Origin of the sequence: Paenibacillus tianjinensis (assembly GCF_017086365.1) — a bacterium.
Taxonomy (GTDB): Bacteria; Bacillota; Bacilli; order Paenibacillales; family Paenibacillaceae; genus Paenibacillus_AQ; species Paenibacillus_AQ tianjinensis.
This window is the reverse complement of the sequence record NZ_CP070969.1, coordinates 5,405,283-5,417,500: the sequence shown is the minus strand read 5'-3', so window position 1 is coordinate 5,417,500 and position 12,218 is coordinate 5,405,283. Positions and strand designations below refer to the sequence as shown.

At 49.8% G+C, this 12,218-nt stretch carries 11 protein-coding genes, 8 tRNA genes and 1 riboswitch; of the genes, 14 read left to right on the top strand and 5 right to left on the bottom strand.

The annotated features are described in order from the left end of the window. Window positions 1–3: 3 nt before the first annotated feature. The 8 genes from JRJ22_RS25150 (at window position 4) to JRJ22_RS25115 (ending at window position 762) form a co-directional block, all read left to right on the top strand. A tRNA-Tyr gene (locus JRJ22_RS25150) sits at window positions 4–89 on the top strand. 5 nt (window positions 90–94) lie between these two features. Then, window positions 95–168: transfer RNA gene (locus JRJ22_RS25145), tRNA-Trp, on the top strand. 24 nt (window positions 169–192) lie between these two features. Beyond that, window positions 193–268: transfer RNA gene (locus JRJ22_RS25140), tRNA-His, on the top strand. Between the two features lie 48 nt (window positions 269–316). Then, window positions 317–392 (top strand) — tRNA-His (locus JRJ22_RS25135). A 20-nt stretch (window positions 393–412) separates the two neighbouring features. Beyond that, window positions 413–487 (top strand) — tRNA-Gln (locus JRJ22_RS25130). 5 nt (window positions 488–492) lie between these two features. Beyond that, window positions 493–567, top strand: a tRNA-Gly gene (locus JRJ22_RS25125). A gap of 7 nt (window positions 568–574) precedes the next feature. Further along, window positions 575–648, top strand: a tRNA-Cys gene (locus tag JRJ22_RS25120). Window positions 649–683: 35 nt separating this feature from the next. Continuing rightward, window positions 684–762: transfer RNA gene (locus tag JRJ22_RS25115), tRNA-Leu, on the top strand. Window positions 763–844: 82 nt separating this feature from the next. On the opposite strand, the gene JRJ22_RS25110 is transcribed toward JRJ22_RS25115, so the two are convergent. The 4 genes from JRJ22_RS25110 to JRJ22_RS25095 form a co-directional block, all read right to left on the bottom strand. Next, the gene (locus tag JRJ22_RS25110; RefSeq protein WP_206102026.1) at window positions 845–1,312 is read right to left on the bottom strand and encodes a hypothetical protein; all 468 of its coding nucleotides are present in this window, start codon (window positions 1,310–1,312) and stop codon (window positions 845–847) included. Window position 1,313: 1 nt separating this feature from the next. Beyond that, window positions 1,314–2,096, bottom strand: a complete 783-nt coding sequence (locus JRJ22_RS25105; protein ID WP_206102025.1) for an EFR1 family ferrodoxin — start codon at window positions 2,094–2,096, stop codon at window positions 1,314–1,316. Next, entirely contained in the window at window positions 2,089–2,670 is a 582-nt protein-coding gene (locus JRJ22_RS25100) for a PadR family transcriptional regulator (RefSeq protein ID WP_206102024.1), read from the bottom strand. Before JRJ22_RS25100 ends, JRJ22_RS25105 begins: the two co-directional genes overlap by 8 nt. A 221-nt stretch (window positions 2,671–2,891) precedes the next feature. Next, window positions 2,892–3,812 (bottom strand): aldo/keto reductase, encoded by a 921-nt coding sequence (locus tag JRJ22_RS25095; RefSeq protein WP_332461346.1) that lies wholly within the window; start codon window positions 3,810–3,812, stop codon window positions 2,892–2,894. 153 nt (window positions 3,813–3,965) lie between these two features. Here JRJ22_RS25095 and JRJ22_RS25090 point away from each other — a divergent pair, with 153 nt between their 5' ends. The 3 genes from JRJ22_RS25090 (at window position 3,966) to JRJ22_RS25080 (ending at window position 7,260) form a co-directional block, all read left to right on the top strand. Next, window positions 3,966–4,346, top strand: coding sequence for a MerR family transcriptional regulator (locus JRJ22_RS25090; protein ID WP_206102023.1), 381 nt, complete (start codon window positions 3,966–3,968; stop codon window positions 4,344–4,346). Window positions 4,347–4,769: 423 nt separating this feature from the next. Further along, window positions 4,770–4,873, top strand: a riboswitch (purine riboswitch). Window positions 4,874–4,994: 121 nt separating this feature from the next. Beyond that, window positions 4,995–6,410: an allantoinase AllB gene (gene allB / locus JRJ22_RS25085; protein WP_206102022.1), complete on the top strand. Its 1,416-nt coding sequence runs from the start codon at window positions 4,995–4,997 to the stop codon at window positions 6,408–6,410. A gap of 289 nt (window positions 6,411–6,699) precedes the next feature. Continuing rightward, window positions 6,700–7,260, top strand: a complete 561-nt coding sequence (locus JRJ22_RS25080; protein WP_206102021.1) for a cysteine hydrolase family protein — start codon at window positions 6,700–6,702, stop codon at window positions 7,258–7,260. A gap of 200 nt (window positions 7,261–7,460) precedes the next feature. On the opposite strand, the gene JRJ22_RS25075 is transcribed toward JRJ22_RS25080, so the two are convergent. Further along, window positions 7,461–8,342 (bottom strand): AraC family transcriptional regulator, encoded by an 882-nt coding sequence (locus JRJ22_RS25075; protein WP_206102020.1) that lies wholly within the window; start codon window positions 8,340–8,342, stop codon window positions 7,461–7,463. Window positions 8,343–8,505: 163 nt separating this feature from the next. Here JRJ22_RS25075 and JRJ22_RS25070 point away from each other — a divergent pair, with 163 nt between their 5' ends. From JRJ22_RS25070 to JRJ22_RS25060, 3 genes are all read left to right on the top strand, one after another. Further along, the gene (locus JRJ22_RS25070) at window positions 8,506–9,903 is read left to right on the top strand and encodes an MATE family efflux transporter (protein ID WP_232380951.1); all 1,398 of its coding nucleotides are present in this window, start codon (window positions 8,506–8,508) and stop codon (window positions 9,901–9,903) included. A gap of 380 nt (window positions 9,904–10,283) precedes the next feature. Next, window positions 10,284–11,150: an ABC transporter permease gene (locus JRJ22_RS25065; RefSeq protein WP_232381220.1), complete on the top strand. Its 867-nt coding sequence runs from the start codon at window positions 10,284–10,286 to the stop codon at window positions 11,148–11,150. A gap of 15 nt (window positions 11,151–11,165) precedes the next feature. After that, a complete protein-coding gene (locus JRJ22_RS25060; protein ID WP_206102018.1) occupies window positions 11,166–12,059 on the top strand; it encodes a carbohydrate ABC transporter permease in 894 nt (297 codons plus the stop codon). Window positions 12,060–12,218 lie beyond the last annotated feature (159 nt).

Sequence of the window (12,218 nt, the reverse complement as noted above, 5' to 3'; positions counted from 1 at the left end):
TGTGGAGGCTTAGCGAAGTGGCCAAACGCATCAGACTGTAAATCTGCTCACGTACGTGTTCGGTGGTTCGAATCCATCAGCCTCCACCATCTTTAGGGGCATAGTTTAAAGGTAGAACAACGGTCTCCAAAACCGTTGGTGTGGGTTCAATTCCTGCTGCCCCTGCCAATGAAAACTTTAAAGCTTAATATGGCGGCCGTGGCGAAGGGGTTAACGCACCGGATTGTGGTTCCGGCATTCGTGGGTTCGAGACCCATCGGCCGCCCCATTTCTTTAAAAGACTGGTTGGCGAAATGTTTAGAAACAGCTTAATATGGCGACTGTGGCGAAGGGGTTAACGCACCGGATTGTGGTTCCGGCATTCGTGGGTTCGAGACCCATCAGTCGCCCCATTTTTTTCTGAAATTAATATTGGGGATTAGCCAAGCGGTAAGGCAACGGACTTTGACTCCGTCATTCATAGGTTCGATTCCTATATCCCCAGCCATTTATGCGGACGTGGCTCAGCGGTAGAGCATCGCCTTGCCAAGGCGAGGGTCGCGGGTTCGATTCCCGTCGTCCGCTCCATTTTTATGGCGCCATAGCCAAGTGGTAAGGCAAAGCTCTGCAAAAGCTTTATCCCCAGTTCGAGTCTGGGTGGCGCCTCCATTATTTTGGAACTTATTATTGAGAATCATGAATACGCCGGCGTGGCGGAATGGCAGACGCGCTCGACTCAAAATCGAGTGGGAAACCGTGGAGGTTCGAGTCCTCTCGCCGGTATAACAAAAACAGGTTGATAATCGTGTAACACGATTATCAACCTGTTTTTCTGTATGGACACTTTTTTAGCTGCCGGGGAATCTTATTGAATTTGGCTGAAGGTGCTCCAGCTGGTTACAAAATGCCCAATGGCAAACAGAACCGCAGGGATTGCAAACAAATAGGAGTTGAGCCAAACTGCAAGCAGGATAAAATACAGAATCGGAAATAGGGCCATTGGGATAGGGATGAAGCCTAACGGTTTGAAGAGCATGGAGAATTCTCTGCCGCTCCTAAAAAAGCGTACCCAGCAAAGGTAGTAAATAAGTAAACAAATTAACATTAACCCTGTTAACAAGTTGATAGGCTGTGCGGCAATCTTGGTGCCGAACACGATAGGCAGTGTAAAACAGGTAACTTGGCCTATACGCTCGAATACAGTGAAAATTAAAGGCGGGGAAACGGTTTTTGGAATGTTATGCGGCGCGAAGAATATTAAAAACAGGTTCGGCAGTAAAACCAATAACGGCCAGATAAAGCCTTTGAGATGTAAACCCATACTAAGCTCCATTCTAACGTTGAATAGTGGAATGTGGCATCTTTGTACTGCGGATTTTGATTTTTGGTTTGCCTGATATATAGATAGCCTTCTTAGGACAAGAGGCGGCACATTTCATGCAGAACTCACATTTGTTCCCGTGAACAGAAACATGACCCGTAATTGAAATATTTTGAACGGGACATTGTCTTACGCATAGCCCGCAGCCTGTGCATTGAGAGGGTTCGGTCCGCAACTTAAGCAAGAGGCGCATAGACATCCAGGGCAGCACGGTTCTCCTCGACAAAAAGGATACAAATGAAGATCCTTTATACTCTAAATCCCACTTAACCTTGCCTGTTACGGAATCGCTGACAAATTGATTAACCTTATCACACGCTGCGATTAATTGGTGAAGGTCGTTCTCCTTGCTCTGTTGTGTATGGCCCATATTGTTAGGCATACTGATCTCGCAGGCTGAAGCCGGAGTATATCCTTTGTTCTTAAGTAAGGTAAAGAGTGGATTTAGGATATAGGCAGAATTATTAAGAGTAGCAATTACATACACCTTGGTTCCGGAGCTCTGCGGCAATGATCGAAAAAACCTCCAGATGAAAGGGGAGACTGCCTGGGAGTTGACCGGGAAGGCAAACCACAATTGTTCAGCCGGCTCATTTTCTGAGAGGGTGTATCCTTTTTCGATATGCTTAACAGAGACGCTGCAGCCATTCATTGTAAGTGCGTCCACTGCGTGGTCCACAATAAGCTGTGTATTGCCAGTGCCGGAAAAGTAATAGAAATCGATTCTTTTATTCATCCGTGTCATCCTCCTGTGCGGTAATATCCTGCTCCAGTAAGCGGATCGTTTCTTCAGACCAGGCAGCATAAGCCTCCCACATCTTTTGGCCAAAAGATAATACCATTAAGATTTGTCTGTGATTGCTGTGTACATCCATATTCTGTTTAAGCTGTGCTTCAAATTGTTGAAACAACTGCTGCTGTCTGAAGTGGCTGGTTTGAAACTCTTTTACATGCTCCAGCATCTTGGCAGAAGAGTTTGTATTCGAAAAATACAGTTTCAGCAAAATTTCAAAACGGATAAGTTCCTTTTCAACCGGTGATTTGAGCCACTCCTGTAATTCCAGTCTTCCCGGCCCTGTAATCTCGTACTTGATGCTTTGCTTACTATGCATAGGAAGTGCATCGGTACAAACTGCAATCAGCCCTTCAGAAGTAAGCCGTTTCAACTCCGGATAAATCTGGCCAAAGCTCTCGTTCCAAAAAAAAGACAGCCGGTCATCTACAATCTTTTTGATGTCATAGCCGGATAAGCTTTCTTCGTTTAAAAGACCAAGTATTACATAAGATGTTTTGCTCTTCTTACTGCTCATATCCAATCATCCAATCTAAATGTATCTTTTAGATATAAATTATTCTATAAAATGGATAGTGTCAAACGATTAAATCACACTAGGAATCATTGATCCGGAAGTAAGTTTAAGGATGAATAAAAGCCCACAGCAAAGAGTACTCCTTAGGCCGTAATGGCTTATAGAGTACTCTAATATTAACTATACGTTTGACTGTCCTCGTCTAGTACGGCTGTGGCTGCTTAAGGGAGTTTGTTGCCAGCTGCACGGTAAATTTCATACCATTCCTGGCGGGTCAGCGTAATATCTGAAGCCTTGGCGATGTCGAGCAGACGCTTGGTATTAGTTGTGCCCACGATCGGCTGCATGTTCGCCGGATGTCTGAGCAGCCAGGCGATGGCGATAGTGGTGTCGGCGACTTCTTTTTCAGCGGCCAGTTTGCCGATAACTTCATTAAGCTCAGGGAACTTCTCATTGCCCAGGAATACGCCTTCAAAGAAGCCGTATTGGAACGGGGACCAAGGCTGAATCGTCATATCATGCAGTCGGCTGTATTCCAGAATGCCTCCATCATGTACGACCGAAGCGGAGTTGGTCATGTTCACATTGAAGCCGGCATCAATCATGCCAGAGACCATAATGCTAAGCTGCAGCTGGTTGAAGAGCAGGGGCTGTTTGACGTTTTTTTTGAGCAGCTCGATCTGCAGCGGGTTCAGGTTACTGACCCCGAAATGCTTGACCATGCCTTTTTGCTCCAGATAATCAAAGGCTTCAGCCACTTCCTCAGGCTCCATCAGGGTGTCGGGACGGTGCAGCAGCAGGACATCCACATAATCGGTCTTCAGGCGCTTCAGGCTATTCTCGACCGAGTTCACAATATGCTCCTTGGAAAAGTCGAAGAAGCCGTTGCGGATTCCGCATTTGGTCTGAATCATCAGCTGCTCACGCATGCCTGGGCTGGCAGCCACTACCTCGCCGAATACCTCTTCAGCTTTACCGCCAGCATAAATGTCCGCATGATCAAAAAAGTCTATTCCCGCCTCTAGGGCACTGTGAATATGCACATCCGCTTCCTGCGGAGAAAGATCGGCAATACGCATACATCCTAAAGAAATCTGAGCAACCTCAAGCTGGCCGCTGCCTGCTTTAATTTTTTTTACCACTCTGCATTCACTCCTTAATGTAGTGTTCCTAGTAAAGTGTAGACCTTAGAGTTAACTGTAAGTCAATAGATTTCTAAAGCGCTTTTAATAGACTCGAAATGGTGTTAACGTAGAGATGGAGCCGTAGCCTTACGGCAGAAGGGAGCTAATATCATGGGATACAGCATCAAAACCATATCACAAAAAAGCGGATTGAGCCAATATACGCTGCGTTATTATGAAAAAGAGGGTGTGCTGCCCGTTGTGGCCAGGGATGAGAATGGAAACCGCTGTTTCCACGATGAGGATCTGGAGCTGATTTCGTTAATCTGCTGCCTGAAGGACACCGGAATGCCGATCGCTGATATCAAGCAGTTTATCTCGCTATCCAAGGAAGGGTACAGTTCACTTCCCGAGCAGCGCAGATTATTGGAGGAGCATAAGTTGCATATTGATGAGAAGATTAAATTTTTTCAGACCTTTGCGCAAAAAGTGGAGCATAAAATCGCTTATTTCTCTTCCCTTGAAGAACAGGCTAAAGCGGAGAGCAAATAAATTCTGGCATGAAAGTGTCGCTCGTAATTTCAGCTGTGAGGAATGTCGTTGATATCCATAAAAAGGGTTTGCTGAAATTCCTGCAGTTAAATGTAACGGATCAGTCCGGATTTATGAACGGATTAATAGCAGCGAAAGAGCGGGGGGATGAAATCCTTTGCTGTGTCTGGGATTGTGTGAGCTTTGCAGGGAGAGGTAATAGGAAGAATAACGGGCAAACAGGAATGGAATCGTGGTTATGGGGTATCATCCAGTTCTTTATTGTGTTAATAAACATAACATATATTTTGCCGATTCAATGACAAACGGGTTTGTTATCTTGACGAAAGAGTTGCCAATGGTATGATATAGGTAATTGAGGAAGGATTTTGAATTATCCATGTTACTAAACGTAACAATGAATTGAAAAACTTCCTTGTAGGATGGATTAACAGAATATGCTCTTGTATAAGCTCAATAATCCGGTTTGAGCGTTTCGACCAGGCGACCGTAAATTGCCCCAGGCTACAAGAGGTATAGGCTAAGAATTGTTGTTCTTCGCGCGGTATATACCGGGTGAGGAATACGTTCTGCTTGTACCTTTTGTGAGCCGGGGCTTTTTTGTTGTGCGCCAACTAACCCCAAAACCTAAAGAAGAGGTGTGTATTCATGAGTTATGAACTGATCATTAAAAATGCCAACATTCCGCAAGGCGACAGACAGGTGCTGACTGACATTCTGGTTAACAAAGGTGTGATTGTCGGGTTCGCGAAGGATATTGAGGCTGAAGTCGATGAGATCATTGATGCTGAGGGCAAGCTGGTGCTGCCGGGCGTAATTGATTCGCATACCCATTTTAATGATCCGGGGTTTACACACCGCGAGGATTTCGTAACCGGAACAGGCAGCGCCGCAGCCGGCGGGGTAACGATGATTGTCGACATGCCATGCTGCAGCGTGCCGTCGGTCCGTTCTGCCGATAATCTGTTCAACAAGCTGAATGCATTAGAAGGCAAAGGGATTGTCGATTACGCGATGTGGGGCGGCATTACCGGCGAAGATGTACGCAACAACGTGCTGCCGGAGATTATCAGTGAGCAGGTGGCTAACGGCGTAGTGGCCTTTAAAGTGTACATGACTCCATCTGTGCCATCTTATCCGCGGGTAACCGATCCGGAAATGCTGGAGGCGTTTGCCGCCGTATCCCCTACGGGGCTGCCAATTGGAATTCACGCTGAAAACTATGCTATCTGCGATTACTTTACGAGTAAGCTGAAAAGTGAGGGCCGCCTTGATTATCCAGCCTGGGCAGAGGCGCGTATGGCGCTCGCAGAAAAGGCAGCTATCCAGCTCGGGATTAGCTTCGCCGAAGAGACGGGTGCCCGGCTGCATATCGTGCATATGAGCACGGGGGCAGGCAACGAGCTAATCCGTGAAGCAAAGCTGAAAGGAACCAAGGTGACCGCAGAATCCTGTCCGCATTACCTGACGCTGAATGCGGTAGATGCGATGACCGAGTTCGGTACGTTCGCCAAGATTGCGCCGCCGCTGCGTACTGCAAAAGATAATGAAGCACTTTGGCAGGGGCTGGCAGACGGAACAATTGACTTCATGGCTACCGACCATGCGCCCTATGAAATTGCAACAGAGAAGGATGCGCCGGGTATGGATGTCTGGACTTCTTTTCCGGGGATCCCGGGTGTAGAAACGCTAGTGCCGATTATGATCAGCGAAGGCTATAACAAAGGCAGACTGAGCCTCTCCCGGCTGGTAGAGCTGCTGTGCACCAATCCGGCTATCCATTACGGGCTGTATCCGAAGAAAGGCGCGCTGGAGATTGGTACCGATGCCGACTTCACGATTGTGGACCTGGAGAAGGAATGGACGATCGACAAAGACCAGATGCATTGCAAACCGAAGTACACTCCGTTCCACGGTATGAAGCTTAAAGGCAAGGTTGATAAAACCATTGTCCGCGGCACTCTAGTGTACGATGATGCGTTGGGTGTGGTCGGCAAACCAGGCTACGGCGAATATGTAAAACGCCAGACGATCAGCGAGCTTCCGCGCCTGCTGAAATATTAAAAATATATAGATTGAACTTGAAATTTGAGAAAAAAGGTAAGGAGCGACGGAGGGGAAGTTTGGAACTGTAGGAGCGTTAGCGTCCGCCTAAAAGCTTTCCGCAGGAAAGCTCACTTCGAAAGCATAGGCAAGGATTGATTTTCTACCGCAAATAGCGGTCAAATTCAGGAAATTCAAACCTAACAGCGGCCGGAAGTCCAAACATTCCCCGCAGCCCGCGTTCTGAGCCGGTCTGGTAAATCTAAAGTTCACTTATATATAACAACATACCGAGAGGGAAGTGAAAGGCATGGGCAAACAGGCTGTAGTAATTATAGATATGTTGAATGACTTTATTCATCCGGATGGGGCGCTGACCTGTCCAAACGGTGCGGGAATCGTGCCGGCGCTGCAGGAGTTGATTGAATTCAGCCATGAGAATGAGATTCAGGTTATCTTCGTACAGGAAGCGCACCGGAAGAACGATGCCGACTTCCGGGTCCGGCCGGTCCATGCGATCAAAGGCAGCTGGGGTTCGGATTTCATCGACAAGCTTAGGCCCGATGAGTCAAAAGGCGATTACGTGGTGCAAAAGAGACGCCACAGCGCGTTCAGCTATACGGATATGGACCTGTTCCTCCGCGAAGAAGGGATCGATACGGTTGCGGTCACCGGTGTGTGGACCAATGTCTGTGTCCGGTCTACGGCATCCGATGCGATGTACCACACGTATAAGGTAGTCTGCATCAGCGACTGCTGCGCATCCAAGGATGAGGAGATGCATTTGTCCGGACTGCGTGATATCGGGATTTTTGGTGAAGTTATAACCCTGGAGCAGTATAAAGAGAAGAACGCCGTTGTAAAAGGCTGAGCCGGGGAGCAGGTACTTGCCTGCTGCGGAGGAGTGTTCATCACCCGCTGCTGCCGGGGAACACAGTTAGCAGGGCAGCTATGCTGCCGAACAAGACAACACCTATGAGTACACAATACACAGCCCCTGTATAGCCGGGAAGCTCTCCCGGTTATGCAGGGGCTGTTGCTCTGCGGCAGGCCGATGAGCAGAGCTGTGCTTCAAGAGAAGCGCTGACGGTACTGCCGGGGAGAGATACCTTCCAGCTTCATGAAGCTGGAGCTGAAATACGGCGCCTGATTGAAGCCAACCTCCTCGGCGATCCGGGCGATCGGGAAGCTGGTCTGCATCAGCAGCAGCTTGCTCTGCTCGATCCGGTAGCGGAGCAGGTATTCCATCGGTGAGCAGCCGTACTCCCGGTTCATGCAGCGGGCGATGTAGACCGGATGGAAGTTGAGGCAGTCGCCCAGCATGCCGGTTGTAATCTCCTCGCGGTAATGGGCGCGGAGGAAGGAGGCCGCCTGCTCCGCACAGGCGGTCGATTGGGACGCGGGCCGTTCGCGGTGTACGGAGGCGGAGAGCTGCAGCAGCACCTCCTGGAACAGCATCTGCTGCTTGAAGCGGATTCCATCCAGGTGGGCGTTAACCTTGAGGAGCTCGAGCTGGGCGAGCAGCTCCTCCATCCTGGCCGGCTGCAGCAGCGTCATATACTGCGACAGCCGGAAGCTGAAGGTGCGGGCATTATACAAGTTGTAATGGGCAGACTCCTCCGTGGTATCCAGTTCACGGGGAGCTTCAGCATGACAGCTTGCAGAACACCACGGACCCGGGGTCTGAAAGTGAAGCCAGTAGTGGGAGCCGTCCTCCCGGCAATCTGCGGTGCCGTAATGGTGGCAGTCCGGGCGGAGAATCAGCGCTTCTCCTGCTCTGACTTCATAGGTTCGGTCCTCTTCGCCAACATAGAGGCAGCCCTCCCGGACGACCAGCAGGTCGAACACCTTAATATTATGGCGGTTCACATGGCGGAAGCCCTGCGAATAATTCATAATTCCGCTAATAATGTAATGGGGCAGCGGAGGGCTGGAAAATTGAAGCAGACTCATGGTGTCCTCCTGTAGATCAGGTTTAGAAATTGAAAGTTTAGGTTGGGAATTTGCTACATTTCCTCGAGTATATCACCTATAATTTACTCCTAGCAAGGTAATCTGCAGGCAGGTTACAAGGGTACTATCCAAGAGTGTAGCAGGATGAGGGGGAGTTCGATTAGTGAAACCCAACGTGAAACTAAAGACAGGAAACGTCGGGCTCTGGGTGCTGGCCTGGCCGATCTTTATTGAAATTTTTCTGCAGACGCTGCTGGGAACCGTGGATACCATTATGGTCAGCCGCATTTCGGACGATGCAGTGGCGGTCGTCGGGATATCGAACCAGCTGTTCGGGGCGCTGACAACATTGTTCACCACCTTTGCCGGCGGGGCGGGCATTCTGATTGCCCAGCGGCTCGGATCAGGACGGCAGGAGGATGCGCGCATAATAGCAATAATGGGAGTTACAGCAAGTACGGTGCTGGGACTTCTCGTCAGCATCATTATGTTCCTGTTCGCCGATCCGGTCGGCGGAGCGCTGAATATTTCCGGAGAACTGATCCCGCTTGCCCATGTCTATCTGACTTATGTCGGCGGCGGATTGTTTCTGATAGGACTGACTGCTTCCCTGGGCTCGGCTATCCGCAACACGGGCAATACCCGGGGGCCGATGTATACAGGGGTTGCAGTCAATGTGATCCACATTGTTCTGAATTATATTTTTATCTTTGGCATGTTCGGACTGCCGCAGATGGGACTTGGCGGAATCGCCATCTCCAATGTAATCAGCAGAGGGCTTGGCGCGATAGTACTGCTGATGATGTTCTGCGGTGCCTTTGAACGCAGAATCCGGCTGCGGGACTTCGCTACCTTCAAGCGGAAGCTGTTCGGGGAGATTGTGAAGATCAGCTGGCCGCTGGGGCTGAATTCCTCGGCTTGGGTCGTATCACAGCTGGCGATTTACTCCTTTCTGGCTATGCTCGGGGCCAAAGAGCTGGCGGCACGCACGTATCTGAATACGCTGGAATCCTTCTGCTTCACCCTGGGCTATGCGGTAGCAATGGCAGGCCAGATCCGGATAGCGACTTTGTTCGGTGCACGCCAGCTGTCAGAGGTCTACCGCAGTGCCTACCGGACGCTGTATATCGGGCTGGCTATTGTCAGTGCGAATGTTGTGCTGCTGTTCGCTTTTGGCAAGACGCTGCTGGGCATGTTTACGGTCGACGGGGAAATTGTCTCCATCGGCGTGGCCCTGCTGGCACTGAACCTGCTGCTGCAGCCCTGTAAAATGCTCAACATGGCCATGGGAAATGCGCTTAACGCTATCGGGGATACCCGCTATACGATGACGATCTCGCTGATCAGCATGACGCTGATCGGGATCGGAGGCTCTTACCTGCTCGGCATCAGCTGGGGCTGGGGGCTAGTCGGTATTTACTGCTGCATGATCGCCGATGAAGCGGCGAGAGGGCTACTGGTGCTGCGGCGCTGGCGCGGGCGGAAGGTGCTGTATGCAGCAGAGTCGCAGGATGGAGGCCAGCAGGCTGTCCAGTGCAAGGCGGCAGAGGCTTCTTTTTGAATAAGTAAAACCGAAAATTCACCCCGGTGTTTTCTTCTGCGGAAGAGATGCCGGGGCTATTTGACGTGCAGTAATAGACCATTATCCTGCGTTCCTTCACAAAAGTTGAAAATGTTCACTCCCCGCTGCTCAACATAATACAGGAATACCCTGAAGGTCCACTGTTCGGCCGGACGCGGCTTTTCTATACTTGGTTCATATACAGGCATAGGAGAGTGAGGGCTTTGAGACAGCGCAAACGCAAGACCGGAACACCGCTCGCGATAGAGCTTCCCTTAAAAGGAGGCGGCCCGGCAGCATCACCACTAGGGTCAGGCACGGTAAAAAAGAAGAGGAAGGGATTCCTCCATGAGCTGATCCATAACCGGGTTCTTTTTCTGATGCTGCTTCCGGCACTGTTGTTCTTCCTGGTGAATTCGTATTTTCCAATGGTGGGTGTGTATTATGCTTTTACACAGTTTGACTTCAATTCTGGATTGTTCAGTGCACCGTTCGTCGGGCTCAAAAATTTTGAGTTTCTCTGGAAATCCGGCACTTTGGTGAAGCTTACCCTCAATACAATCGGTTATAATCTGGCTTTTATTGTACTGGGGAACGTGCTGGCGATCGTTTGTGCGATTCTGCTCAGTGAGCTGCGGGTGAAATGGTTCAAAAAGCTTACGCAGTCCATTATGTTCCTGCCGTACTTCGTCTCCTTCGTAATTCTGAGCGTTATCGTCTACAACGTGTTCAATTATGATAGCGGTTTCTTAAATACGCTGCTGGCCCGGTTCGGCGCAGGTCCGGTCGATGTCTACAATAAGCCGGTGGTGTGGGTATTCCTGATCATACTTTTTTACCTCTGGAAAAATCTCGGCTACAGCATGGTCATTTATCTGGCCGCTATCACAGGAATCAGTGATGAGTATTACGAGGCGGCCAAAATCGATGGTGCGCATATCTTTCAGCGGATCTGGTACATCACGGTGCCGATGCTGAAATCTACCTTTGTCGTGCTGCTGCTGTTCTCGCTCGGAAGTATTATGAAGGGGCAATTCGACCTCTTTTACCAGCTGATCGGCAACAACGGGGTGCTGTACAATACGACGGATATTCTGGATACGTATGTGTTCCGTTCGCTCAAGGTTACTTTTGACATCGGAATGGCGACAGCGGCAGGCCTGTATCAATCGCTGTTCGGCTTCATTCTGATCATGACGGTGAACTACATTATCCGCAAAATAAACGATGATTACGCGTTGTTCTAGGAGGAGACAAGGAGTATGCAAATCAAAGACGATCATTATACGCGGCTGCTGCAGGGCCTGGCGTACACGGTCATCATTCTCGGCTCGCTGGCCTGCCTGATCCCGTTTCTGCTCATTATCTCGGCTTCTCTGACGGCCAATGAATCGATCATCAAGGACGGTTATCATCTGATCCCGGCGCAGTTCTCGGTGGAGGGCTACAAGACGGTGTTCACCTTCCCTGACGAGGTTCTGCGGGCGTATGGGGTTACGCTGTTCACGACGGTAACGGGCACGCTGCTGGGGCTGTTCTTCATGACGATGGCCGGATATGTGCTGGCCCGCAAGGATTTCAAATACCGCAACACCTTTTCCTTCTATATCTACTTCACGACGCTGTTCGGCGGCGGACTGGTGCCCTGGTACATTATGATCACCAAATATCTGCATCTGACCGATTCATACGGCGCGCTGATTTTTCCGGGGCTGATGACCCCGTTCCTGATCATTCTGATGAAGAACTTTATCCGCTCGGCTGTTCCTGAGGAGCTGTTCGAGTCCGCTAAGATCGACGGGGCCGGTGATTTCAAAATCTACTGGCGGATCGTGCTCCAGCTGTCGATGCCCGGCATCGCCACAGTAAGCCTGTTTCTGGCCCTGGCGTATTGGAACGACTGGTTCTCCTCTTCCTTGTTCATCAACGATCCGCATAAATATCAGCTGCAGTTCCATCTGTACAACGTCATCAACTCTGCGGCCTTTATCGCCAACATGGGCGCGGGCACCGGGGTCAGCCTGGGCAGTGATCTGCCGACCGAGTCGACCAAGATGGCGATGGCCATTGTTGTTACCGGACCGATTCTTTTTCTGTATCCGTTCATTCAGCGGTATTTTGTAAAAGGCTTGACGATAGGCGCTGTAAAAGGTTAGAACCGTATAGTGGAGCACGCCGTGAAGGTTGTGCCTGTTGTCCGGCTAACATAGTTTTGTTCGAAGTGACTCGAGGATGCTTAAACTAAACAAAACTAAGTTTATGCTTCCGAGGCAAGTTTTGTTCGAAGTAACTCAAGGATGTGTATGCTAAACAAA

Excerpts from the sequence above, each read along its gene's own strand:
- JRJ22_RS25110 (WP_206102026.1), bottom strand. The coding sequence starts at position 1,312 with ATGGAGCTTAGTATGGGTTTACATCTCAAAGGCTTTATCTGGCCGTTA.
- JRJ22_RS25105 (WP_206102025.1), bottom strand. The coding sequence starts at position 2,096 with ATGAATAAAAGAATCGATTTCTATTACTTTTCCGGCACTGGCAATACA.
- JRJ22_RS25100 (WP_206102024.1), bottom strand. The coding sequence starts at position 2,670 with ATGAGCAGTAAGAAGAGCAAAACATCTTATGTAATACTTGGTCTTTTA.
- JRJ22_RS25090 (WP_206102023.1), top strand. The coding sequence starts at position 3,966 with ATGGGATACAGCATCAAAACCATATCACAAAAAAGCGGATTGAGCCAA.
- allB (WP_206102022.1), top strand. The coding sequence starts at position 4,995 with ATGAGTTATGAACTGATCATTAAAAATGCCAACATTCCGCAAGGCGAC.
- JRJ22_RS25080 (WP_206102021.1), top strand. The coding sequence starts at position 6,700 with ATGGGCAAACAGGCTGTAGTAATTATAGATATGTTGAATGACTTTATT.
- JRJ22_RS25075 (WP_206102020.1), bottom strand. The coding sequence starts at position 8,342 with ATGAGTCTGCTTCAATTTTCCAGCCCTCCGCTGCCCCATTACATTATT.
- JRJ22_RS25065 (WP_232381220.1), top strand. The coding sequence starts at position 10,284 with ATGCTGCTTCCGGCACTGTTGTTCTTCCTGGTGAATTCGTATTTTCCA.
- JRJ22_RS25060 (WP_206102018.1), top strand. The coding sequence starts at position 11,166 with ATGCAAATCAAAGACGATCATTATACGCGGCTGCTGCAGGGCCTGGCG.